The 23,886-nt window shown below is 53.8% G+C and carries 17 protein-coding genes and 2 pseudogenes; 10 read left to right on the top strand and 9 right to left on the bottom strand.

Translation table 11 applies throughout. From position 1 onward, the window contains the following. Positions 1 to 61 precede the first annotated feature (61 nt). Positions 62 to 1,150 (bottom strand): glucuronate isomerase, encoded by a 1,089-nt coding sequence (locus BSG17_RS23275; protein WP_089827774.1) that lies wholly within the window; start codon positions 1,148 to 1,150, stop codon positions 62 to 64. 1,008 nt (positions 1,151 to 2,158) lie between these two features. On the opposite strand from BSG17_RS23275, the gene BSG17_RS23270 reads away from it, so the two are divergent. From BSG17_RS23270 to BSG17_RS23260, 3 genes are all read left to right on the top strand, one after another. Further along, positions 2,159 to 2,998 (top strand): NAD-dependent epimerase/dehydratase family protein, encoded by an 840-nt coding sequence (locus tag BSG17_RS23270; protein ID WP_089827778.1) that lies wholly within the window; start codon positions 2,159 to 2,161, stop codon positions 2,996 to 2,998. Positions 2,999 to 3,071: 73 nt separating this feature from the next. Further along, the gene (locus tag BSG17_RS23265) at positions 3,072 to 4,130 is read left to right on the top strand and encodes a lactonase family protein (protein WP_089827773.1); all 1,059 of its coding nucleotides are present in this window, start codon (positions 3,072 to 3,074) and stop codon (positions 4,128 to 4,130) included. A 96-nt stretch (positions 4,131 to 4,226) separates the two neighbouring features. Continuing rightward, positions 4,227 to 5,993, top strand: a complete 1,767-nt coding sequence (locus tag BSG17_RS23260) for a glycoside hydrolase family 2 protein (protein WP_089827777.1) — start codon at positions 4,227 to 4,229, stop codon at positions 5,991 to 5,993. A gap of 269 nt (positions 5,994 to 6,262) precedes the next feature. Here BSG17_RS23260 and BSG17_RS23255 read toward each other — a convergent pair whose 3' ends face one another. The 5 genes from BSG17_RS23255 to BSG17_RS23235 all read right to left on the bottom strand — a co-directional run bounded on the left by BSG17_RS23255 (position 6,263) and on the right by BSG17_RS23235 (position 11,436). After that, positions 6,263 to 6,775: a universal stress protein gene (locus tag BSG17_RS23255; RefSeq protein ID WP_089827772.1), complete on the bottom strand. Its 513-nt coding sequence runs from the start codon at positions 6,773 to 6,775 to the stop codon at positions 6,263 to 6,265. Positions 6,776 to 6,891: 116 nt separating this feature from the next. Beyond that, a complete protein-coding gene (locus tag BSG17_RS23250; protein WP_089827771.1) occupies positions 6,892 to 8,067 on the bottom strand; it encodes an ABC transporter ATP-binding protein in 1,176 nt (391 codons plus the stop codon). A gap of 25 nt (positions 8,068 to 8,092) precedes the next feature. Then, positions 8,093 to 9,016: a carbohydrate ABC transporter permease gene (locus BSG17_RS23245; protein ID WP_089827770.1), complete on the bottom strand. Its 924-nt coding sequence runs from the start codon at positions 9,014 to 9,016 to the stop codon at positions 8,093 to 8,095. A 1-nt stretch (position 9,017) separates the two neighbouring features. Then, positions 9,018 to 10,007 (bottom strand): ABC transporter permease subunit, encoded by a 990-nt coding sequence (locus BSG17_RS23240; protein ID WP_089827769.1) that lies wholly within the window; start codon positions 10,005 to 10,007, stop codon positions 9,018 to 9,020. Next, positions 9,997 to 11,436 (bottom strand): ABC transporter substrate-binding protein, encoded by a 1,440-nt coding sequence (locus BSG17_RS23235; protein WP_170864936.1) that lies wholly within the window; start codon positions 11,434 to 11,436, stop codon positions 9,997 to 9,999. The genes BSG17_RS23240 and BSG17_RS23235 overlap by 11 nt, the downstream gene beginning before the upstream one ends. A gap of 529 nt (positions 11,437 to 11,965) precedes the next feature. Between BSG17_RS23235 and BSG17_RS23230 the strand changes: the two genes are divergently transcribed. The 3 genes from BSG17_RS23230 to BSG17_RS23220 all read left to right on the top strand — a co-directional run bounded on the left by BSG17_RS23230 (position 11,966) and on the right by BSG17_RS23220 (position 16,018). After that, positions 11,966 to 12,916, top strand: a complete 951-nt coding sequence (locus BSG17_RS23230) for a mannonate dehydratase (protein WP_089827767.1) — start codon at positions 11,966 to 11,968, stop codon at positions 12,914 to 12,916. Between the two features lie 487 nt (positions 12,917 to 13,403). Continuing rightward, positions 13,404 to 14,636, top strand: a complete 1,233-nt coding sequence (locus tag BSG17_RS23225) for an MFS transporter (protein ID WP_089827766.1) — start codon at positions 13,404 to 13,406, stop codon at positions 14,634 to 14,636. A gap of 317 nt (positions 14,637 to 14,953) precedes the next feature. After that, positions 14,954 to 16,018, top strand: coding sequence for a mannonate dehydratase (locus BSG17_RS23220; RefSeq protein ID WP_089827765.1), 1,065 nt, complete (start codon positions 14,954 to 14,956; stop codon positions 16,016 to 16,018). 144 nt (positions 16,019 to 16,162) lie between these two features. Here the strand turns inward: BSG17_RS23220 and BSG17_RS23215 are convergent, their stop codons facing one another. Continuing rightward, the gene (locus BSG17_RS23215; protein WP_089827764.1) at positions 16,163 to 17,101 is read right to left on the bottom strand and encodes a dihydrodipicolinate synthase family protein; all 939 of its coding nucleotides are present in this window, start codon (positions 17,099 to 17,101) and stop codon (positions 16,163 to 16,165) included. 138 nt (positions 17,102 to 17,239) lie between these two features. Further along, complete coding sequence (gene xacF / locus BSG17_RS23210; RefSeq protein WP_089827763.1) at positions 17,240 to 18,691, bottom strand: 2,5-dioxovalerate dehydrogenase; 1,452 nt, start codon at positions 18,689 to 18,691, stop codon at positions 17,240 to 17,242. Between the two features lie 191 nt (positions 18,692 to 18,882). Here xacF and BSG17_RS23205 point away from each other — a divergent pair. From BSG17_RS23205 to BSG17_RS23190, 4 genes and pseudogenes are all read left to right on the top strand, one after another. Then, a pseudogene (locus BSG17_RS23205) lies at positions 18,883 to 19,480 on the top strand (transposase); the annotation flags it as partial. 599 nt (positions 19,481 to 20,079) lie between these two features. Next, complete coding sequence (locus BSG17_RS23200) at positions 20,080 to 21,381, top strand: tyrosine-type recombinase/integrase (RefSeq protein ID WP_089827762.1); 1,302 nt, start codon at positions 20,080 to 20,082, stop codon at positions 21,379 to 21,381. A 573-nt stretch (positions 21,382 to 21,954) separates the two neighbouring features. Then, a complete protein-coding gene (locus BSG17_RS23195; protein ID WP_089827761.1) occupies positions 21,955 to 22,866 on the top strand; it encodes a ParA family protein in 912 nt (303 codons plus the stop codon). A 12-nt stretch (positions 22,867 to 22,878) separates the two neighbouring features. After that, positions 22,879 to 23,316 (top strand): DUF8160 family protein, encoded by a 438-nt coding sequence (locus BSG17_RS23190; protein WP_170864935.1) that lies wholly within the window; start codon positions 22,879 to 22,881, stop codon positions 23,314 to 23,316. A gap of 170 nt (positions 23,317 to 23,486) precedes the next feature. Here BSG17_RS23190 and BSG17_RS28810 read toward each other — a convergent pair. Next, a pseudogene (locus tag BSG17_RS28810) lies at positions 23,487 to 23,779 on the bottom strand (RNA-guided endonuclease TnpB family protein); the annotation flags it as partial. Positions 23,780 to 23,886: the final 107 nt, after the last annotated feature.

Raw genomic sequence — 23,886 nt, 5'->3', positions numbered from 1 at the left:
AGAAGTCTCAGATTAACTGGCAATTCACAACCGAAGATGCTCGCATCAAATTGTATCGACTCTACCCCTCAATTGACGATTGACGGAACACTAGTGTCGGATAGTGAGTCGGGTCAACGGTGTAGAGGACTATCTCTGTCTCACCGTCAAACGTATTCAAAAAGTACTTCAGGTTCTCGGTTAGCTCAACCGTCTGCGTTGAGACGTCCCCACCAGCGTCGGCACCAACACGCTCGTACAGCGACTCCCGGTAATCACGCACAGGTCCGATGTGAAGCTGTGTTACCCAGTCTTTTTTTCTGTTGAGTTCTCCAATCTTCTCGAGCATGAACGCCCTGAAATCCGTTACGTCCCGGTGAGATAGCTTCGCTCCATCAATCGCGTTTTGGTAGACTTCCCGCGCGCGCTGTCGGCTTACCGACCGAGACACCACTTCTTTGAGACTGAGATCGCTTGCTCGACATCCGCGTTTATCGAAGTAGTCGTGTGTTCTTGCCAGTGCATCTAAAAATCCGTTAAGATCTGACGTGTCGATACCGGTGGCAGACGCTAGTTCATCTACGAACTCGTGCCAGTTTGCCTCACCCACATGCATGACCCGATCAACACGCCACGTTGGTCTCGTTTGAATCCCATCAATCGCTGTCTCTGCCTTCTCGTGGTTCGCGAGATCAGAAGTGGGATCGTCTGTGGTACAAAGCACCTCAACGTTCATCTCCGTGAGAAGTTGTTGGGGCTTCATCGATGGTTTAGACAGCTGGTCTTTAGTTCTCCACCAGATATCTTTAGCAGTCTTCGCTGAGATGGGCTCATCGATTCCAAATCGTCGCTTCAGATCCAGATGAATCCATTCGTATGTTGGGTTTCCTGCTAGTTCAGGGAAGATTTCCGCCAGAGCAAGCCACTTTTCTTTGTTCGAAGCTCCGCCAGTGATTTTGCGCTCTGGAACTCCCCTCTTTCGCATCACTGACCAGACGTAGTGGTCCGTCTCTCCTTCAACTTCCCAAATGTCATTCCATCCGTCGTTGTTTACGATTTCTGCCAAATTAGCGTGGTTGTGCGGATCTACGATCGGAAGTGACTCGATTTCTGCATACACTTCTTTCGCAGAATCTGATTCAAGTAGATAGTTGTCACCAACAAATTCCATATTGGGTTGGTTGTGCGTGCGAATATAAAAAACCGTCGCCCGTGAGAACTAGAAGTCAACACCTGAGTCCGTAGTAGGACAGTGGTTCTGGACCAAGTTGTCTCGATGTATCCATCTACGACATTGGACAGTACGTGGGCCGCTGGCTCATGTTGTACAGAATTCAACGGATGGACGCCTTCCAACAATGAGGCAGACAGGTGGTGACCCCGATTGGTCCAATATTATTAGACAGAGTGGTTTGCCAAGAATCGAACATAGAAGGTGAAGATCATGGTATCGCTCCACTTTCCCAATCTGTGGGGGAGATGTAGTCGGCTAGCTGCCGAAATTACGGAGACAGAATTATAACGGAGAAGCAGCTGTTCATTACAGAAATAGTATTGTAATCTCCAGAGTAGCAGGACTATATTTTCCGGCACCATCAGAGTATATCATGGAAAATTGTTCTAAAAACCGCCATCCAACAATATTGGCAAGTATGAACCCAGCAAGTAGTTGGTGCCCGGCGGAGGCGTATCGAAAAGCCATATTCATTTTTGATTCAATACATGCCGGTCAACCACTAAGCGAGGAATGCCATTACCGTGTCTTAACTGGACGGACAGGTCTAATACTGTTAGACTCAATGCAAACAATGGCCAATACATGAGATTTCTCGATTAGATGGTCGGTGTCGGTTAGCTTGTGACGTCGGTTAGTCCCTTAGAATGACGTCAGCATACATTGACGACGCTCAACATCGGGTGGAATCATCCGATAAGACAGGCTTTGAAGACAATCCAGTATCGAACACTCACTGACGAATTCACGAACCGGGACTCGTTCCGCGGAACGAACTTCTCTCTTTCCGATGCAGGCGCAGAACTTAGCATGGTTAGCAGACTCTATTCAAACAATAGGTACTATTTGTATTCAACAGCCATTTCAGTGGTGTTGGATAGCGGTTTCTAGCCGAGAGAACATCACACCGAAAGTTTATTTATGAGGTTTTGGATATTGATAGCTGTGAACATCCTAGTTACAGGTGCCTACGGTCGATGTGGGACCGCAATCATCGATCACCTACATGAGAATCCAGACTACAATTTCACGTATCTGAATCGGTCTGACCGACCATCGCACCATCGGTATGGAGAGTTCGACACCTACGTCGCGGACATTGCTAACTATGAAGACATTCGTCCCGCGTTTGACGGTCAAGATGCCGTTATCCATCTTGCAGCGTATCCATATACGGATGGATCCTGGGATGATGTACTAGTACCCAACATCACCGGAATGTACAACGTGCTCGAAGCTGCTCGAGACGCTGAGGTCGGCTCGTTCGTGTTTGGATCGACGAATCACGTGATGGGCGGATATGAGAAAGAACATGCACCAGAGATTTATCAACCTGATTACCCCCTCAAACTTGAGCCTTCTGACCCCACTCGCCCTGATTCGTACTATGGTGCGACGAAGTCCTTTGGCGAAGATTTAGGTCACTATTACACCGAGACTTACGACTATCCGTCACAGTTCTACGCACTGCGTATCTGTACGGTGCTTCCAAGACAGTTTGATCATCCGTATGGAGCAGCAGAGCAACAGGTCGAACAAGGCAATATCGAACGAGGAACAGAGGAGTATCATCGGATAGTTGACCGAACAAAAGCGACTTGGAATTCTCGTCGTGATTTTGCCCATCTGATCGAATGTTGCCTCGAAGACGAGACAGTGGAATCTTCTATTTTCCATGGTGTCAGTAATAACGATCGTCGGTGGTTCTCGATACAGCATTCGCACGATCAAATCGGCTATCACCCCCAAGATAACGGTGAAGAGTGGAACGAACCCCCAACGTGACTTCGAGCAATAGCCTACAGCACGTCTACAAGAACCCCAAACAACAAATAGAGCAGAGTATAAGTCATGTCTTGTGGCGCAAGAATCATATCTAGCAGCGGTAGGAACGTATAGTGCTTCAGACACAGAAGGAGTGTATACCGTAGAGATAGACACTAAAACAGGAGCTCTCGAACTTCTCGACGGAACAGTGGTCGGGCCTGATCCAACGTTTGTCGCGTCCCACCCCAGTGGCAGGTATATTTACGCCGCTGTGCGTGAGGACGATGAAGGACGTATTAGGGTCCTCGAGGTCAATCACGAGACAGGTGAATTACGCCCGGTTGGCTCTGCTCCGAGTGGAGCACTTAGCCCATGTCACTGCAGTGTGAGTTCCAATGGGGAATTTTTACTCGTGGCACATTACCACGGGGGTGCCGTCTCGATGTTACCGATTGATGATAGCGGAGATATCGGCTCTCCTACTGCGGTTGTCAATCACTCCGGCTCTAGTATCAATGCAGAACGCCAAAGTCAGCCGCACCCACATTCGATTACTCTCGGCCCAGATGGACAATTCGCTTATGTCCCCGACCTCGGTACCGACGAGGTCGTAATCTATGAAGTCAATACAGCTGAAGGAGCGCTTATACAGCATCAGGTGATCGAGGTTACACCAGGCTCAGGTCCACGTCATGTTTCATTCAGTTCCCATGGTCAGCAGATGTATCTGATCAACGAGCTCAACTCGACAATTGTTACTTTCGACCGCCAGTCGACTGGTGGGTTAGTTGAACGTGCAACAGTCTCCACGCTTCCTCCAGATTATCAAGGAGAGAATAAGACCGCTGAAATCGTCGCTCATCCCTCAGGAGAGTTCGTGTTTGCATCGAATCGCGGGCACGACTCAATTGCTACATTCGCGATTGATGACGGCGGTCTCTCTAGTGTTGACTTTACACCGACTGGTGGGAAATGGCCTCGTCACTTTACCATTGACCCACAAGGAAAGTTCCTCTACGTAGAGAACAGACACAGCAACACGATTAACGTATTGAGCATCGATCCCGGTACTGGAACGTTGACTCCAGTAGAAGAGCGCCTATCCATTCCAGAGCCAGTTTGTATGCAGTGGATACCGACCAGTAGGTAGCTCTGATTCAACCTGGGCAGGTATAGTATAAGAGTAGTTGGTAGTCCCTCGCTGTTCGACACAATATTTAATAGCATGCTTTTGTTATGGAGAAGCATGCAGTTGCTAGCATACCCACGAGAGACAACGTCACTCGATGGAACGTGGCAAGCGATTCCAGACCAATACGAGAACTTCGAGGGGTACTTCGAGGACTTCTTCGGAGATGGTGAGGACGATATGCCCACCGGGTTTGCACCGAAACCGATCTACGAACCGGAGGCCTCTGTCGAGAACGAGCCATGCGACTTCAATATCCACGACGGGCGGTCTGTCGAGATACCATCTAGCTGGGGTGAAGAGCTACCTGAATTCCGCCACTACGAAGGCTGGGTCTGGTTTGCGAAGTCTTTCGATTGCGACACCGAACAATCCGGTGCCAGGTCATTTCTTCGGTTCGGTGCGGTTAACTACAAAGCCAAGGTGTGGCTCAACGGGGAGCTGTTGGGGACTCACGAGGGAGGGTACACGCCGTTTAGTTTCGAAGTTACCGAGACGCTTCAGGACGGCGAGAACACGATTGTCGTACAGGCGGACAACCAGCGGTACGAGGATGGCATCCCGAACGAGGGGACAGACTGGTTCAACTTCGGAGGAATCAACCGATCCGTGGAACTCGTAACCGTTCCACAGACGTTCGTCCGAAATTACAAGGTCGAGACCTCGCTCGACGACGAAGTCAACGTGCACGTGTCCGCTTGGGTCGACAATCCGCAGACAGAGACAGCGGTCTCCGTCTCGTTCCCCGAACTAGACCGTGAATTCGAACTAACACCTGCCGACAAGAGTGATGAATTTACTGGTTCACTATCGTTCACCGCGGACGAGGTCTCGTTGTGGGAACCGTCGGACCCACAGCTGTACACGATTCGAGTGGCTACCGACGACGATGCTGTCGTCGATGAGGTTGGACTACGAGAGGTACACGCGGCCGATGGCGACATTCTCCTGAACGGAGAGTCACTCCAGCTGCGTGGGATTGCACTGCACGAAGAAGTCGCCGGGAAAGGCCGTGCACTCGACTCCGAGGACGTGGCGACTCGGTTCCAGTGGATTAACGAACTCGGCTGTAATTTCGCCAGACTGGCTCATTACCCCCACACCGAGGAGATGGCACGGACGGCCGACAAGGAAGGGATACTGCTGTGGGAAGAGGTTCCCGCATACTGGGACATCAACTTCGGCGACGAAGACGTACAGGAACTGTACCGACAGCAGCTCCGCGAACTCATCCAGCGTGACTGGAACCGAGCGTCGGTGATACTGTGGTCGATTGCGAACGAGACGGACCATACCAATGACACCAGAAATAAGGTGCTCCCGCAGATGGCCGACTACGTCCGCGAACTCGACAGCAGTAGACTCGTGACTGCAGCCTGCTTTGTCGACGAGGACGATGACGAGGGACTCGTTCTCAAAGATCCACTCGAAGAGCATCTCGACGTCATCGGAATCAACGAGTACCACGGTTGGTACTACGGGGACTCGGACAACATGAAGCACTTCCAGGAGGATCCGAACGGTACTCCAGTAGTTATCTCGGAGACTGGTGGTGGAGCGAAATGGGGACATCACGGCGACGAAGACGAACGCTGGACCGAGGAGTACCAAGCGGCGATTTACCGTGGCCAGACGAGTGCAGTCGCAGACAGCGATCAAATTGTCGGGATATCGCCGTGGATCCTCTTCGACTTCCGCGCGCCCATGCGGCAGAACGAGTTCCAGCGGGGCTACAACCGAAAGGGCGTGCTGGACCAACACGGACGGAAAAAGAAGGCCTTCCACGTTCTCCGGGAGTTCTACCAATCCGGACACCTCGAATAAAGGGGACGATTGCGTGGGCCTGTGAGTCGAGCACCAGACGTGTTAGGGAACTGTGCGACGTTAACGAGACGTCCCGTGTCTCGTTCGCACACAAGAGCTTCACTCTTGTGAACGCTACTTCCCCTCCCTGCTCACTCGCTTCGCTCGTTCGTTGAAGAGGGGACCTTAGCGCCTTTCTACAGGTAAAACCGAGAGTCCAACCACATCAGTGTTCGTTCAGGGTTAGTCAGAAAAACAATCGAGAGCGCTGTCGATTTGGGTCGCCTCGATCAATCAACTCGCACGAACGTGACCGGGCACGGAGAATTTAGCAGAACGGACTGCGTGACGCTCCCGAAGAGTGCCTTTCCTGTTGGCGAGCGTCGCCGTCCACTGATGATAACCCGGTCAGCATCAAGCTCGTTTGTGAGTGCGACAAGTCCCTCACCTGGATCACCAACCGCACCACGTACGTCGTACTCAACGTCAGCATCGTCTAACCGGGTAGTAATCTCCCGAACTGATGACAGCTCACTGACTAGGTTGGTGGCAGCATATTCATCAGGTGGATAGTCATCAACCGAGTGTTCGTCGAGCAACGTTTCATATTCGTTTTCCGAAACCACATACGGGGAGAGTGTTCCAACGACAGGGCTCGTGTTGGTGGATGAACTAACCTCCGTGGGGAGTATATGAGCGACGACGACGGTCGCGTCGAGCGGCTTCGCAACCTCGATGGCGACGTCGGTGAGCTGTTCGACATCCTGATCGCTGGCGCCAAGTAGTATCGTTTCTACGGACACAGAAAAGTATGATTCACACGCTCTCAAAAAGGTTGGTATCGGTACAACCGATATCGGAACGAAGCCCACGAAACGAAATAGCGACGCTGTGAGTCAGTGAGCCGGGTGCATGAGGCTCACTTCGAGATTGACTCAGCCGGTGGTTCGACACCGTGGACCAACGCAGTCCCTGTCTCGGAGTCGAAGAGGTGGATCTTCTGTCGATCGAGGACGACTTCGATGGACTGCCCGGGTTCGAGGGCTGCGTTCGGTTCTGTCGTCATGAGTAGCTGATTTCCGCCTGATGCTGGCGCTTCCGTATTCTCGGACTGCGTGTCGAATCCGAACGACGAATCGTCCGGACGGAGATAGACGACAAGTTCATTGCCCATAGGCTGGACGACGTCAACCTGCAGTGCGATCGGGTCTGTAGTTTCCTCAACAGGTGCGCTATCTCGCTGGTAGACGTCTTCTGGTCGAACCCCGAGCGTCACTTCTGCACTAGCTTCGACCGGGATATCCGAGAAGAGCGGTAAGTTCATATCTATTCCCTGGCCACTGAACGAGTCGCCCTCGATGATACCGGGGACGAATCGCATACTTGGCGACCCGATGAACCCTGCAACGAACAAGTTTGTGGGATAATTGTAACACTCCAGCGGTGGAGCAAACTGTTGGAGTTCGCCGCTGTTGATGATAGCGACACGGTCGGACATCGTCATCGCCTCCGCCTGATCGTGCGTAACGTACACCGTTGTGACGCCGAGTTCTTGCTGGAGCCGCTGCAGTTCTGTACGCATATGGACGCGGAGCTTCGCATCCAAGTTCGCAAGCGGTTCGTCCATCAGGAATACCTCTGGGTCCATTACGATGGCACGACCGATAGCGACGCGCTGTCGTTGTCCACCGGACAGTTCATCGGGCATCCGATCGAGCATCCCCTCGATCTGGAGAATCTCTGCTGCCTCGTCGACCCTCTTTGCGATCTCTTCCGAATCATAGTTCTTCAGTCGGAGGCCGAACGTGATGTTCTCCCGGACAGACATGTGGGGGAACAGCGCGATGTTCTGAAAGACCATCGCGATATCCCTGTCTTTCGGTGGGAGGTTCGTCACGTCCCGTCCGGCGATCTCGATGAGACCATCGGACGGCTTCGTCAGCCCGGAAATGGTCTTGAGCGTCGTCGACTTACCGCAGCCGGATGGGCCGATGAGCGAGACGAATTCGCCTTCTTCGATGTCGATATCCACGCCGTTGACAGCAACGACGTCACTGTACCGCTTCGTTACGTTTTCAAGTTTGAGGTGAGTCATAGTGGTGTTATTTGTGAGTTCAGTGTCATCCCTTGAGCGACCCCGATGTGAGGCCACTCACGATCTTTCGCTGTGCGAGGAGGACAATGAGTGCGACAGGGACGACGCCGATGAGACTCGCCGCTGCCATCAGATCGTATCGCACCGAGACCTCCGTTTGGTATCTGAGTAATCCCCAGACGATTGGTGACCAGTCCTGTACCGAGCCGGTCGTCATCAGCTGTGAGAAGAAGAACTCGTTGTATGCAGTAATGAAGGTGAGAATGCCTGCGGTGACAAGTCCAGGTGCGGAGAGTGGTGCGATGATACGGTAGAGCGCACCGATTCTAGTGGAACCAGTGACACGGGCAGCGTCTTCTAAGCCGTCGGGAATCTGTCCGTAGAACGTTGTCAAGAGGAGAATCGCAAACGGGAGCGATAGTGCGGTCAATGGTAAACCGACGGCTGCAGGCGTGTTGAACAGGTTCGGGCTACTGACACCAAGAACAGTCACGTTGCCGGTCAGCAGTTTGAACAGGCCGACGATAAACGTCGCCCCGGGGAAGTACGAGACAGAAATCAAGAGGAGGAAGAGCGGCCGCTTCCCCCGGAACTTCATCCGGCCGAACGTGTACCCCGCCAGACTCGCGAACACGAGTACGAACGCAGTGACGCCTGTCGCGATGATGAGGCTGTTTCGCATGTAGAGGTGGAACGGAACCACCTCAAAGGCCTGGACGAACGAACTCGGATCGAAACCGGCAGGAAGTAGTCCAGCCGCCGTCGTGTTCCCAGGCTCAGAGAGTGCAAGCATGGCGAGATAGTAGAATGGGAACAATGAGACGAGCAGAATCGTCGCCGTAGTCGCGTAAAACGTGTACCGGAAGGTCACGTCCGAGTCTGCAAGGCCGATGGCAAACCACCGGCTAGCCTTCGATTTCCCGTCGTCAGTCGACGAGTCAACAGCCATCTCAGAACCCCCCCGTTCTCGATCTGCTAAGCACACCGAGGTAAATCAACGAAACCAATCCAATTAGCACTGCGGTGAGGACAGCTAACGCTGATGCGGTACCGTAGAGGCTGCCGTTGAACGTACCGACCACCGCGCACGTTATCGACGGCATCGTGCTACAATTGGAGATAGCATCGATCTGTCCGTAGATACGCATCGAGCCGATAGATGTCAAGAGCATCGCAATCATCAACACGGGGATCGCCTGTGGCAACGTAATCATCCGGAACTGTTGCCACCGAGAAGCACCCGCCACGCGGGCCACGTCGTAGAGGTGCTCGTCGATACTCTGGAGCCCAGCGAGGACGATGAGTGCGACATACGCCGACCGCTTCCAGATGGCTGCTAGCGTCACGATGCCGACTGTCGAGGCACTGCTGCTGAGTGGCCGCGGACCGACAAGGCCGAGATCGTTGAGCAACTGGGTTCCGAAGCCACCAGGGATGAACAGGAGATAGAAGATCATCCCTTGGATGACGATCGGGACTGCCCATGGAATCAAGACTGCCGTACGAACGACAGAACGCCCACGGAAGGTCTTGTTCAGGACAAGCGCCTGGATGAACCCGAGTGCTGTAATGAACACAACACTGACCACCGTGAAGATGAGTGTCGTCGGGAGAACGCTTTGGAATGGTCGGCTCAGGTCGATGAATGGACGGACAAGCATCGGGTCTCGGCTACCAGTCAGGATAGAGACATAGTTCTCGAGAGCAACGAATCCACCACGGAACTGGCTGAAGCTATCCGCAAACATCGATGTCTGGAAGGTGAAGACAATCGGCCACAGCGCTATCGCTCCGAAGATGATGAGGGTTGGCGCAAGCACGAGATACGCGAACTTCGTCTCTGAAAGGTTCTCTACCCAGTCGTTGACAGAGTTTCCGATGCTCCACATCCTATTCGGAACAATCGACGACTGCTGGGCTGTGGATCGACTACTGGCCATAGCTCTCCTCAATGTCTTGTAATTGCGTTTTTAGGTCGGTCATCCCCTGTTTGGGAGCCTTATTTTGGGAGACAACGTTGTGAACCTCTTGTGAGATAACCTTCGACTCCTGGAAGTAGATCGGTGTGACTGGACGGGGAATGACGTTCTCGGCCATGACTGAAAGCGTGTCCATGTACTGTCCGAGCAGTGGATGACTCGTGACTGCGTCCGACTGTAGGAGCGCAGTCTTCGGAGGGAGATATCCTGAAACGTTGAACCATTTCGTGAGGAACTCGTCTTTCATCATCGTCTGAATCACCTCGATGGCCGCCTCCCGACTGTTGGAGTTCGGGTTGATCGAGAGGTTGTACCCAGCAAGGGGAGACATCGTTCCACCGATACCTTGATGCTTTGAGTCAGCTTCCGTGATGCCGTACGGCTTCGGAATCATCCCGACTTTCTCGGTGACGTTCTCACCGAAGTTGTCGTCGGAGGCACCCAACTGGGCGATCGCAGGAAGCCCGGCGGTGTATGAGAACGCATTACCACCAAGGAACGCGTCGAGGTCCTTGGTGTACCGCCAGCCGAGGACGTCCGTGGGGATGACACCACCAGCGAACGACTGGTCGTCAAGTGCGTGCTGGTCGTCGTGTCCGTACATAAGCGTTCGGAGCATCCGGAGAGCATCCAGAACCTGTTCTTCGTCAACAGTGACAGGGCGGTCACCGACAGGACCGAACAAGTAATCTCGGCCACCAAAGTACGCGCCACCCCACTGTGACATGATTGCGTTGAACGTACAGCAAGTTACCGTCTGTGAGAGCTCGAAGGGCATCGTGATGCCGTACTCGAGACCCTGTTGTCGCTGAACATCCGCCGTAATCTGAGAGAACTGCGCCCACGACATTGGCTCAGTGCTCCAATTCTCGCCTTCGGGATCGTATCCGGCCTCCTTTGCGAGATCTCGACGGTAATACTGTCCTCGGACGTCAAACATGAACGGAACGCCGAAGATGTCGCCCTCCCGTCCTCGACTCGAATCAACGCTGGCATCGTTAAAGTCGTCTTCTATCGTCTGTAACGTATCCTCTGGGAGATGTTCACTGAGGTTGAGGAGTTGACCACGGCGGATGAACGGAATCGACCATCCGACGTCCATGGTCAGGATATCCGGTTTGCCACGACCTGCGTTGAGCCACTGTCGATACTGGTCTTCGAGCGTTCCGGGTGACTTTGTGCTGACCTCAACGCTGATATCCTCAGACAGTCCCGCCTCATGCAACATCGACTCGAACTGTTCGACGGCGTTCTTCGGTGTACGGCTGAGGAGGTTCATCGTAACCGTCGTCGATCCACTGGAACGGTTACCACCGGTATTTGTGGTTGAACCATCTCCACCGTTGCTGGTACATCCTGCAATTGAAAGACCGACACCGGCCGCACCCATTGCTTGGATGACTCTTCGTCGTTGTACGCCACTTTGGGCAGTCATGCTACACCGTCACAGTCATTGTCGATAATACTAATAATTTTTGGTGGTATCAACGGAGGCGTGATCGAACGTGTAGAAAAGTTACACGTCAGCGAGATATCTATTGGATTCATGTTTGCAACCCACACCAGGTACCAGAATTTCGAACGATCCGTCTTACCCTCAACCGAAATCACGTAGCGAGATAGATCAATCCAATACTGTTGACAAGGTTGAGAGTACAGATATTACAAAGCTATATTTGTAACACCCACAGTCTAAACGGTCTGTACTACTCGGATACCACGGTTGATAGCGGCAGTTGCAATGGCTAACTAGTACCAACAGTATTGGACGAGGTGGGGTGCAAATCGAGATGGGAAAAAGTCTGTTGGAGGCCCGACGCCAGTATGTCCCAGGTAGAAGGACTCACAGCACAGAATACAATAGAATTGCAGGAGATGTGTGCAAAAGATATATACCGTTGTGTAATTTTTGTAAGTGCATGGTTCAGCCAGCTTTGATCCTACCGCCGGGTCCAGACACTCGGTGGCAACTCGCGAGACAGATGGGCGTCGAACAGGCCGTCATCCACCCGTTAGAGATCGGCAACGGGAAATCAGACTGGGACTACAACGAACTCCTCCACCTTTCAAACTGGCTTCAAGAGGTCGACTTAGAGCTCAGCGTAATCGAGGGTAGTATCCCACTGACGGACCGTATCCGCCTCGGAAAACCAGGGCGAGACGAGGATATTGATCGGTTCAAACGCTTTTTGAGAGACTGCGGCAGCGTTGGGATTCCCGTGGTCTGCTATGACTGGATGGCGAAAGTCCGCTGGGCCCGCACTGGCGCACATATCGAATCTCGTGGTGAGTCACTCGTCACCGGCTATAACGATGCCAAAATGACCGGCAACGGTACTGACGAGACCGTGACGCGGGACCAACTGTGGGAAGCAATCGAATACTTTCTAGAGGAGGTTACGCCCGTCGCCGAAGAAGCGGGTGTCAAACTGGCACTGCATCCCGACGACCCGCCCATCGAATCCGTCCAAGGCGTTCCGCGCATCGTGAACAGTCCCGAGGCGTACGAACGCGTTCTCGACGCGTACGACAGTCCACACAACGGTATCACCTTCTGTCAGGGGAACTTCGCGGCGATGGGTGTCGACGTTCCAGCTACGATTCGGCACTTTGGCGACCGGATCAACTTCATTCACTTCCGAGACGTTCGTGGAGAAGCGGACAACTTCGTCGAAACGTGGCACGACGACGGGCCGACTGACATGCTCGAAGCAATGCGTGCGTATCAGGAGGCTGTCGACGAGGACGTCCCGCTCCGACCCGACCACGTGCCGACAATGGCCGGCGAAGACAATTCCAACCCCGGTTACCACACGAACGGCCGACTCTTCGCCATTGGGTACATCAAAGGCCTCCTCGAGCAGGCGTGATGTGGCTCGATTGACTTGTACCAGGGTGTGAATAATATGGCAGTTGTCACATACCCAATTTATCGCGCGTTTTCGAGTTAGCAATCTTTCTCACTTCCTCTCGGATATGGGTTCGGTAGACGCTGAGCTTGGAAACTCTTCTTGCGCTCGGTGGGTGAATAGCGTATAATCCGTTACTGTCTCCCCAACGCTGGCCTCAGTCTGTAGTCCGATGGTCCATCGAACTTGTGGGTGTCCGACAGGGGAAGTCGTGATAAGAGCACGACAGAGAAGGCGATGTGACGCTATTATCTATGGATTTTGGCTGTCACCGACCGAGACGATCGTACTCGTGAAATCAGCCGGGTCGCGATGTTCGAGGGAGCGTGAAGCTAATGCACAACATTTATCAATGGTGTTATTGATGATGATAGTGTATGCTGCCCCACTGTATAGTGGCCAAATCAGATAGCGTTACCACTCTGAAGTGGTAGGAGACTAACCAAAAATGTCAGCAAAAAACCAATCAGTCACGTACGGGAGATTACTCACGCTCGTACTTATTGCGTTGGTCCCGGCGTTTTCCGGGGCATTGATCAACCCCACAATCCCGGCGATCCAGAACACGTATTCACACGTACCGAACTCAGAAACGCTCGCACAGCTTGTCAGTTCTCTCTCGGCGTGGATCGTGCTGATCGTGGCACCACTCACGGGATATCTCCTCGATAAGTATGCCAGGAAGCCTGTCCTGCTTTTGGGCGTCATCACGTATGGAGTCGCGACGAGCATGGCGTTCTTCCTCGACTCGATCTACCTGATCCTCCTGACGCGGGTCTTCGATGGGATCGCTGTTGGATCGCTCATGGTCACGGTTCCGACACTCATCGCGGACTACTACTCGGGAAAGCGTCGCGAATCAGTTATGGGGTACTTTAGCGCGGCATCGTCGGGAGGAGGTGTCGTTGCTTCGCTGCTCGGCGGATATATTGCTAGCACCCTCGGGTGGCGGTATATCTTCCTCGTATTCGCCGGTGCACTCCTGTTCGTGCCGTTCATCCTTCGTTACATCTCTGAGCCAGAAGTAACCCAAGAGACCAACAGTGAGAAAGTCGGGAGAATCGAAGCGGCAGTTAACATCGTTCGTGATAATCCAGCTTGGTTGCTGATATCGATCTACGCACTTGTCCTTCTCGGGATGCTCACAATCAATCTCATCAACATCGAGGTTCCGTTCTACCTCACTGCGGACCTTGGGGTGAGTGACTCGATGGTCGGATTTATGCTGTCCACCGTCTACGCCGTTGCATTCGTTATGGCCTTACTGTATGGTAAGTTTAAGCAATTTCTCTCGCACGTGGCGATATTGGCGATCGCCTTCACTATCGCGTCGGCAGGGTTCCTAATCATCACCACGTTCGATGCATTCGGGCTAGTCTACGCCGGTGTCCTTTGTTCAGCGGTTGGCTTCGGTGTCTTCCTACCGACTGCGAACGACTGGGTTGCATCAATCGTCGACAAGAGATACCGCGGACGCGCCCTCAGTGGTATCACGATGTTCATGTACGGTGGTTTCGCGCTCTCTCCATTCGCTCCCGACCCTCTCATCGGTATGTATGGCCGTCTCGGGATGCTCCGAATCGCCGGAATCCTTCTTGGGATGATCGCTGTCGCCCTATACGGATTCTGGTTGATCGGTCGGACGAAGTCAGGCTTGGGCGCTGCATCTGCAAGTGACTGACGGACACGGGTTCAGTTTCCGAACAGCAACCATCGCCCCTTTCATGGTATCGTAAGGCGGTTTCCGTCAGAGACAGTGGTCTTCGTCTCTGAAAACACCGGCACCCAACGAAAGCCGTTGAGCACTCCCAAATCGATACCAACTCTCGAAGTACCGGATCCCTCAGTCAGGGGAGCGATCTTACAGATCCAAATGAGCACGACGGGCTGCCGATCGATTTTGGTGAACCACCTCGAGACGGACAGCCGTCTCTGACAAGTGAGCAGTACGCACTCCAACCCCGAATTTTATATTGGCTCAGCGTGGAGTATACTTACATGACTGAGCCCACTATTCATCAGAGTGATGAAACTGCAAGAACCATCCGAGTCGGTGTGCGAACACGGACGCTTTCGGACGCTCGACTGCGGTACATCCGCCAACTGGGTGCAACCGACATCTTCGTCGATCACGCCGACACCGAGGAGGAACCTGACGAGTTTAACGACCGCGACGGCGCGGACACTGTTGCTGTCGGCCGGGATGCCATTCCTTCGGTTGCAGAGTTGGAAGCGGCCAAAGAGCGTGTTGAGTCCCACGGCTTGACGCTCACTGGCATCCAGTCGCTGCCGTACTCGCTTTACGGTGATATCATGTTCGGACGCGAGGGGGAAAAAGAGGCGCTCGACCAGATCAAGACGCTGCTTCGCAACCTCGGCGAGGCAGACATCCCGGTTCTGGGTTATCAGTGGAATCCCCGTGGGGTTGTCCCGATGCGGACGACACCAGTGGAACTCCGTGGTGGGGCCGAGGGGACCGCTTTCAACCTTGATGAGGTCGACAATCCCGACGCGCTCGCCCCAGGGATTGATCGCGAGTACACCGAGGATGAATTCTGGGACAACTATGAAGGATTCCTGCAGGAAGTGCTCCCCGTCGCCGAGGAGGCTGGGGTCAGGATGGCGCTCCATCCGGTTGACCCGCCGGTCATTGAGTCGTTGGGTGGCATTCCCCGACTCTTCCGCAACGTCGAGAATTTCGAACGTGCAATGGAGCTTGTCCCAAGCGATAGCCACGGCCTGAAGCTCTGTCTCGGCTGTTTCTCTCAGATGGGTGAGGATGCGAACGCGGTAGTTCGACGCTTCGCCGAGGACGACAAGATAGTCTTCATCCACTTCCGCGACGTCGTCGGCACCGTCCCGAAGTTCAACGAGACGTTCGTCGATGAGGGGAACTTCAACACTACCGAGGTCGTCGAGACGCTCGACGACGTTGGATTCGACGGGGTGGTCATCCCCGACCACGTCCCGAAAATGGAGGGTGACGACGACTGGCGTCACCGCGCACGCGGGTTCACCATCGGCTATCTCCGCGGTGTCGTCGACAGTGTCCAGCGTAGCTAACGCTCGCTCATCGTCGTTTCTCCGCGTTCGTCCTACTAAGACCGCCACTCCTCACTGCGAGCTTTCACGTTTCTCGCGTATGCGTAGAAAAGACAGTGTCGACGCACGACTACCCACCGCTTCGATGCGTCCGTCCGAATTCACTCAACCGATGAGTCGTTCGATGTCGTCGTCCAATCGGTGGTAGATTTCTTCGAGTTCGGCTTCTTCCTCGGGTGCAAGCGGTCGAATCGGCTCTCTGACATCCCCTCCGTGGAGGCCAGCGAGTTCGAGACCCAACTTCACTGCTGGGACGCTAACTGCCCCGCTGAGCGTGTTGTTCTGTCCGGGTCGGTCCCGGAAGTTTTGGTACGGAAGACAGGCGTTCCGAAGCAAACGCGCGCGCTCCCAATCACCGGTAGTGAGGGCATCGAATAGTTCCAGACCGACCTCCGGCCGGAAGTTGCTGACGCCCGCAGAGAACCCCTCGATTCCCTCGGCCCAATAGCTCACTGCGTACGGTTCGGCGAGCCCGTTGACCCAGACCACGTCGTCAGCTCCAGCAGCGATCGCCGCACCAAGCTTGACCGGGTTCTTTATCGCATACTTTATTCCGACAACATTTTCTAGTCGCGTGAGGTCGGCGAGGAACTCAACCGATGGGTCGAAGCCGCGGATGTACGGGACAAACGGCGTGTCCGTCTCGGCGGCGATTTTGTCGAAGTAGTCCAATAGACCGAGTTCGTGGACGTAAGTGTGGTCCGGTGGCATGACCATATGTGCGTCGACGCCGAGACGGTCATAGGCGTGAACGAGCTCTTGAGCTGCGTCAGTACTGCCGCCGACTCCAGCTAACACACACGCGTCGGACGGTACTCCTTCGAGGCTCGCCTCAGTGACCTTTGTCCGTTCGGTCTGCGACAACGAGTGATATTCACTTATGTTCGCGGCCGCGAGGAACGTCCGGAGGCCACTCTCGTACAGTGACTCCGCATTCTCAGTAATCTTCCAGTATTCGATATCTCCAGTCTTGTCGAACGGTGTAAGAAGCCCGGCGGCAACACCCCGAAGTCGCTCCTTAACCTCGCTTTCTGCTAACGGCATCAACTACATGGTTGCTGTGATTCCTCATAAAACCTCCGTCCGTGTTGGACGGTTACACGGGACGGAGGTTAGTTCCGCTCGTTATGTCCGTCCGTGGGCCGTGTACCGCAAGTCCACTGAATAGGCTGCGCGGTTTGTTCAGTAGTTCCGATAGACGGTCTTCGTGGCCGTAAAGAAGTCGAGACCGGCATCGCCCTGCTCGCGGTACGTGTTCGTCGACGACTGCTTATACCCGCCGAAGGGGACGTGGAGTTCGAGCCCGGTCGTCTTCTCGTTCACCTTGGCGACGCCGGCCTCGATACGGTCGAGGAACTCGTTCGCCTCGGTGAGATCTTGCGTGATGATGCTGGCAGACAGACCGTAGTCGGTATCGTTCGCAAGCGCCAGCGCTTCCTCGAAGTCGCCGGCCCGAATCACTGACAGGACCGGTCCGAATATCTCCTCCTGCGCGATGCGCATGTCGTTATCCACGTCAGAGAAGACCGTCGGCCGCACGTAGTACCCGTTGTCGTACGTCTCTCCGGTGAGCTGTTCGCCGCCGGCTTCCAATGTTGCACCTTCGGATTTCCCCACGTCGATGTAGTCGAGGGTCGATTCGAGTTCGCCTTTCGAGACGTGTGGGCCGACATCCGGGTCATCGAGGCCGGGGCCAACGTCGAGCGATTCGGCGTACTCGGCAATTGCCTCAATGAACTCGTCGTACACCTGCTCGTGGACGATTGCCCGTGAAGCAGCCGTACAGGACTGGCCGGTCGTCCCGAATGCACCAATACCGACCGCTTCAACGGCTTCCTCGATATCAGCACTCGGCATGACGATGGTTGGGTTCTTCCCACCCATCTCACACTGGACGCGCTTGAGTCCCTCCGCTGCGGCCTGTGCAACGCTCGTTCCAACGCTGGTGCTGCCAGTGAACGAAACGCCATCGATGTCCTCGTGGGTGGTCAATGGGTCGCCGAGGACACTCCCTGAGCCCGTCACGTAGTTCGCGACGCCGTCGGGAAGGCCTGCCTCGTCAAGACACTCGAAGAGAATCCGTGTCGAGTTGGGAGCTACTGACGCCGGCTTGGCGACGACGGTGTTGCCCGCCGCCAGCGCCGGTGCGAGCTTCCACGCCGGGATAGCGATGGGGTAGTTCCAAGGTGTGATGAGGGTGACCGTTCCCAGAGGCTCTTGTCTGGTCGAGAGCTCTTTGTCTCGTCCACTGGAAGACTTGACAACGCCGCCGAGGTCGAATGCCTTCTGTGCGTAGTAGGCGAAGATGTCGATGGCGCGCTGGACCTCGCCAGCGGCCTCTGACCATGCCTTCCCCTCTTCGCGGACGAGCGTCTCTGTCGCCTCCGCTTTCCGGTCTTCAAGCGCTTGCGACGCCTGGTTCAGGACACTGCCGCGTTCGGGGCCAGGCACTGTCGCCCAGTCGTTTTGTGCTGCGACTGCGGTGTCGATCGCGCTCTCGGCGTCACTGACCGTCGAATCCTGAAACCGACTGACGATTTCACTGCTCTCCGCGGGGTTCCGTACCTCGAAGGTCTCGCCGGATACCGAGTCGGTCCACTCTCCACCGACATAGTTACCATACTCTGTTACCATTGCAATCAGGTGTTTCCACTCCTGGGTTACCAATGTTTTGGTGACCGACCTCGACCGACTAGTCGTTACAGGATATCAGAAAGTAGACAATCAATTGATAATTTACAATTCAGAGTTATCCAACACTGTTGGATTAGTTTTACTCAGATTCCCAATTGGGTCGGTCATGAGGCGAATCTATCCCTACAGTCAGGGACGATCTCCCGGACTACAGCACGGTCTACAAGTCGTTCGACCGGCTGAAAATGTAGGTATGGCAGGCGTTGCTGCGCGTTTCAGCGCAGCAACACCCGCAGTCTGGCCACGCCGCACTCGACAGCACGTTCTTCGACCGCTGCTCTGCCTCGTCGTACTAAGCGATCAGGAAGTACCGTTCAAACACTGAAAGTCACGATGTCAACTGACCTAGAGTCTATTGCTGTCCTTGACGTCCCTATCTCTGCTCGGTGGAAACACGATACGAAGACCGGGCCGCAGGTCGTCTGCCGGAGCGCGGACGGCCTGCTGTCCGTTGCAGCGGACAAAGCTTTCTACAGCTGGGTCACTAAATACGAGTTCTACGGCCTCGGTGTCGATCCACTCATCTTACAGCGTGGGTCGACACCGCTTACGGTATGACATAACGTACTCATCCAGATACTCTCAGCGCTGGATGATTGCGGCCTCCTACTCGACACGAAACGCTTGCTCGGCGATGCCGTGCGAGCGCTCAGCTGGTATCGACAGTTCTATCGAAATCATCCTGTGTTCGTCCTCATCAGCATAGAACCGCTGTGTAAACCGCTATAACCATGACTCAGCATCTATTCAACACGAGACTTGAGAGGCGAATCAAGTATTCCAATACTCTTGGCAGCCGCTATCGGCGTTCTCAAAAATATCTCAGCAGTAGATAGTTAGAGCACAGCAATAGTTACAATACTAGTATTGTAATGCACTTTACGACGCTGGCTATGTGAATCTTAGTGTCTTTCTACTTTCAACCGTCTCTGTTTGTCAGGCGAGAAAGATAGGCATACACAACCGATACATTCGTAGAGCTCGGTGCTCTGTGATTGGGAGTTCGATTCCATGCGGGCTTTTCAGACACTCTCGAATCTGAATGTGAACTACTCGTCTCAAAGCAGATTACGGGCTCCGAACGCGAGGATCGTATTCTCCCATATTTCATGTAGCGACATGGAGTTTACCTGCGAGAAACCGTTCGGATTGCCTATTTCCGGTGTTCACACAGACTGTCACCGTCAGTGAGTCCCCAAAACATATACTATATCCGACTGAAAGTCTCTCTACCCAGAAAATGACGAGCTTAAAATCAAGAACCCCCTCAGCAGGGCGTTTCCCCCGGATTCGGGCCCAACTTTACTGGAAACGGTGGGGTGTCCACCGTGAGTGAGCCCACAAATACACCACAAAACCGAGAGTGGAACGATGTCGACGACGTTTCGTGGACGCTCCTCAAGCGCGAGGAACTCGTCGACGCATACTGGGCCGTTATCGCTCCAGCCATGGAAGCTGATGGCCTCGATTCAACACAGGAGAAGCCAACGCACAGTTGGTTGCGCGAACACGACTTCCGGCCGCTGCTCTACACCCTTCGAGAGTACCACGACATCACGTTCGGAGACTTCTGGTCCGACGACCTCGGGCTCAAGCCTGAAGAGACAGGTTACAACTGGGCGACCAACCACGAACGGACCATCGAAGCACTCGAGTCATTCCTGTCCTCACGTCGCGAGCGTAAAGGACTCGCCGAGTCGTCGATCGATACCCTTCGCTATCGGTTGAACCGCTACGTCAATGCCTATCGCGACGAGAACGAGACGGATGATCTTGTGACGCCAATCGCACGCGAGAGTGATGTCCCGGCCTACAAAGCGGTCGATGCCTGCTGGGCGGCGTTCGATCGACTTCACGACGACCTCGACGGCGGACAGACCAAACGTCGCATCCATCTCGCAGTCTCGAACTGGTACGCGCATTTAGTGCGGCGAAAATGGGCCGCCATCAATCCTGCCGACGGTCTCGACGACGAGTTCGACTGGTCGAACGGGAACGGTGGCAGCGACGCCGATACACCCTGTCTCGACGTAGAGCACGTTCGAGCACTCTACCAGACAGCAACCGATGCCGAAGAGCGACTACTCGTACTCGCACTCTGTGCGTGGGGGCTTCGACCAGGTGAGGTCGCTCGACTCCACACTCGACAGTTCGTTCTCGATCCGAATGACGAGGACGTCCCGTTCATCACCTTCGAAGAGCGGAAGAACGGCCCCGGGGAGGTGTCGCTTCTCTATGGGCGGGAAGTCCTCGAGGACCGCCTCGCTGCGGCTGCCGACAGCGACGAGTGGAATGGCTATCTCTTTCCGTCGCCGCACGCGTCGGGAGGACACATTTCACGTTGGACAGTCTGGAACCGGTTCAGACAGCTTGCCGATCGTGCTGGATTGCCCGAGACAATCGACGGTGAAAACCCATCGCCGAAGATGGGACGTCGATTCTGGTACGACGCATATTCGTCGTCACTCGACGTCGTGCTCGGAAGTCTCGACGAGATTGCCGCCGAACAAGGAAGTGCGAGTGCCGATGTCGTCCTACAGAACTATCTCTCGGACACGCGTGCGCGCAAACTGCGGCGCGAGTATATGCGTGAACAGCTCACCGCTGCGTTTGAAGAGGTTAACAGCTGATACCCGTGTCTAAAAAGGAATAATCTTTGAATCATGGAGTCCATGAGTTTTAGATTCCATGATTCTTTGAATAATGGAATCGGAGACTCATTGAGTAGAGTCCAATCGAACGGATATCATAAGTCAATGAGTCATGGATTCAATACATCTTATATTCCTTAATATCTAGAATCATTGGTTCATTGATTCAATGAATTCACAAACCACTGAATCAAGAACTCACTGAATCCCGAATCAAGATGAGCCTCGGACAGTATAGAATCAATGAATTCACAAACCACTGAATCAAGAACTCACTGAATCCCGAATCAAGATGAGCCTCGGACAGTATAGAATCAATGAATCCACAAATCACTGAATCAATGAAACATAGAGTCAATGATTCAATGAGTCCACAAATCTAGAAACCACGAATAAATTTGACTCAATGAGTCAGTGAATCACTGAATCAAGAACGGGATTGAGAATACGCCAACATTGGCAGTCTAAGCGGTGGAATCGACGGAATAAGAATAGAAAACACCAGAAAGTGTCTGACGTAGATTTATGATTCAGTGATTCAGTGATTAGAGTATGGCCGAAACACCTCGTGGATGGGGCGTCACACCATCGACCGGAATTCCAACGGTTGCTTTTGGCAATCAGAAAGGCGGGACTGGGAAGACAACAGCGACAATTAACAGTGCAGCGGCATTGGCCACTCGTGGCCACGACGTCCTCGCGATCGATATGGACCCACAGGCCGATATGACGAAAGGGCTCGGGCTAGGTCCAGGCGACAACAACGACCCCTCAAATCCGAAAAACGACTTGCCAAATACACTCGTTACTGACGATGGGAATCTCCTCGACGTCCTTGTGGATAACCCGCGTACGCACGATACAACTCTTTCAGAAGTCCTCATCCAGAGCGATGAGTATGAGCATCTGAACTTCGATCTGGTTCCGAGTCACAAGGACATGGGGCTCGCACGGGATTGGATGGATGACGCAAGTGCCCGCTTCGCACTGAAAGTTGCTCTCAAGGAACTGGTTGACGACGGTTACGATTACGATTTTATTGTAATCGACTGTCCACCAGACCTATCAGTTTTGACTGACGCAGCGTTCATCGCGGCGCAGAACGTCTTCCTTGCTGCACAAACCCAGGCAACATCACGAGATGCACTCGATGATCTATGGGACCAACTGGAGTCTATCGAGGATAACCAGCAGATTGAGATTGCAATCGTTGGGCTACTGGCGAACATGTACAGAGATGATGGCCAGTCGAAGAAATTCCTGAACGCGTTCAACGAATCCTTCGCGTCGATGGCACCGATTTTCAAACTCCCAATGCGAGTGGCGATTCAACGCGCCTGGGACAACGGCCGCGATATTTTCGAGTGGGAGGACGCGAACGATCAACAGGTAGAGCGTGACCTCTTCTTGGAAATCGCAGAGACGATGGAACGTGCCTTCGATAAGGCGCAGGTGGAGGCATAAATGCCCCGAGGAATGGATGAGCGGTTCGAAGACCCTTCAGATGAAACGAACGCGGAGGAAGCCGACACTGACGACGAGAGTACTACAGAGGCTCTATCGGAATCCGAAACCCAAGATCGGACAGCTGCGATTACTAATCGGTCGAAGCAGAAGAAGACAGACTCCTCAGCTGAAGTTGATTCAACAACCGAGGAGGAAAGCGAGAGCACTGAAGAGCCGTTGAATATTCGCAAGGATTGGGATTCGGCGACGATCTACGTCGAGCCCGAACAAAGCGAGGATATCGAGGTCACGTTTACCCGGCTCAAAAAACAGTTGAAACGAGAGAACATCATCCTCGAGAAGAACAAGCATTTCTACCGTGGGATCTTCGAAGTGGCGTTTGGTGAACACCGGGAAGAAACGAAAGAGAAGATTCGCGAACTAGCAGCCCAAGACAGTAATCAGTGATTCATAGATTCACAAATTCACTGATTCACTGAGTTAAAGAGATGTAGCAATAAACAGGGAGAGTACACGAGTCGGTTGATGGTCGGCCGCAATCTTCGAAAGTGGAAGTAATCTTAACTGCTCTGCAAACCGTGAACAGCCTCAAGGGCAAGCCCGAGGCTTCCCGTGGTTTAATCAGATACTCCCATCCGACCGTCGGCCTGATAGCCTCGTGCGGTCGGGTAGGTCACGGTCGAGCGTCCACAACCCCCGATGCTTTGCCGTCGCACCTCCCGAACAACGGGAAGGCTGTTGAGAACACGAACATTCCAATCGGGTTTCTTGATGCCTTTCACGATGATATTGACGCTTGCACCACGGTCAGAGTGGTCTTGATGGGAATACGAGTGACACTTGAACTGCTTCTTATGACGGTTCGCACGTTCTGTATGCCCGCACTCGTGTACTCAGGGCTAATCCACGCGAGGCGACGAGTACACGTCCCGTGACTGTGATACGGAAATGAGACTATTCTATCATACAGATGTGAGATCTCAATAAAATCCGAGATTTATAGCTAGTGAGAGTGGT

This window comes from Halogranum amylolyticum (assembly GCF_900110465.1).
Taxonomy (GTDB): Archaea; Halobacteriota; Halobacteria; order Halobacteriales; family Haloferacaceae; genus Halogranum; species Halogranum amylolyticum.
The sequence above is the reverse complement of the archived record's forward strand: the minus strand, read 5'-3'. Positions and strand labels throughout refer to the sequence as shown.

What these genes read in the sequence shown, in the direction of transcription:
- BSG17_RS23275 (WP_089827774.1), bottom strand. Translation starts at nt 1,150, where the DNA reads ATGGAATTTGTTGGTGACAACTATCTACTTGAATCAGATTCTGCGAAA.
- BSG17_RS23260 (WP_089827777.1), top strand. Translation starts at nt 4,227, where the DNA reads ATGCAGTTGCTAGCATACCCACGAGAGACAACGTCACTCGATGGAACG.
- BSG17_RS23250 (WP_089827771.1), bottom strand. Translation starts at nt 8,067, where the DNA reads ATGACTCACCTCAAACTTGAAAACGTAACGAAGCGGTACAGTGACGTC.
- BSG17_RS23245 (WP_089827770.1), bottom strand. Translation starts at nt 9,016, where the DNA reads ATGGCTGTTGACTCGTCGACTGACGACGGGAAATCGAAGGCTAGCCGG.
- BSG17_RS23240 (WP_089827769.1), bottom strand. Translation starts at nt 10,007, where the DNA reads ATGGCCAGTAGTCGATCCACAGCCCAGCAGTCGTCGATTGTTCCGAAT.
- BSG17_RS23235 (WP_170864936.1), bottom strand. Translation starts at nt 11,436, where the DNA reads ATGGGTGCGGCCGGTGTCGGTCTTTCAATTGCAGGATGTACCAGCAAC.
- BSG17_RS23230 (WP_089827767.1), top strand. Translation starts at nt 11,966, where the DNA reads ATGGTTCAGCCAGCTTTGATCCTACCGCCGGGTCCAGACACTCGGTGG.
- BSG17_RS23225 (WP_089827766.1), top strand. Translation starts at nt 13,404, where the DNA reads ATGTCAGCAAAAAACCAATCAGTCACGTACGGGAGATTACTCACGCTC.
- BSG17_RS23220 (WP_089827765.1), top strand. Translation starts at nt 14,954, where the DNA reads ATGACTGAGCCCACTATTCATCAGAGTGATGAAACTGCAAGAACCATC.
- BSG17_RS23215 (WP_089827764.1), bottom strand. Translation starts at nt 17,101, where the DNA reads ATGCCGTTAGCAGAAAGCGAGGTTAAGGAGCGACTTCGGGGTGTTGCC.
- xacF (WP_089827763.1), bottom strand. Translation starts at nt 18,691, where the DNA reads ATGGTAACAGAGTATGGTAACTATGTCGGTGGAGAGTGGACCGACTCG.
- BSG17_RS23195 (WP_089827761.1), top strand. Translation starts at nt 21,955, where the DNA reads ATGGCCGAAACACCTCGTGGATGGGGCGTCACACCATCGACCGGAATT.
- BSG17_RS23190 (WP_170864935.1), top strand. Translation starts at nt 22,879, where the DNA reads ATGGATGAGCGGTTCGAAGACCCTTCAGATGAAACGAACGCGGAGGAA.